Annotated in this window: 1 pseudogene; it reads left to right on the top strand. The window is 68.8% G+C overall.

Going from position 1 to position 260, the window contains the following annotated elements:
• Nucleotides 1-240, top strand: a pseudogene (locus ACZ3HG_RS24095) (ribose-phosphate pyrophosphokinase); the annotation flags it as partial.
• Nucleotides 241-260 lie beyond the last annotated feature (20 nt).

The raw sequence follows: 260 nt of genomic DNA, 5'->3' as shown, positions 1-260 counted from the left end.
CTGATGGACGCCGGGGCCAAGGGCGTTGCCGCCTACATCACCCACGGCGTGCTGTCGGGCGGTGCGGTGGCGCGGGTCGGCAATTCGGCGCTGAAGGAACTGGTCATCACCGACACCATCCTGCCGACCGAGGCGACGCGCGACTCCGACCGCATCCGCGTGATGACGATCGCCCCGCTGATCGGCGAGGCGATCCGCCGCATTGCCGACGAAAGCTCGGTTTCCAGCCTGTTCGACTGAGCGCGCCGGAAGCCGGCTGA

This window comes from Erwinia sp. PME.40.26/001 (assembly GCF_055556675.1).
Note: the sequence above shows the minus strand (reverse complement) of the source record. Positions and strands in the feature narration are given on the sequence as shown.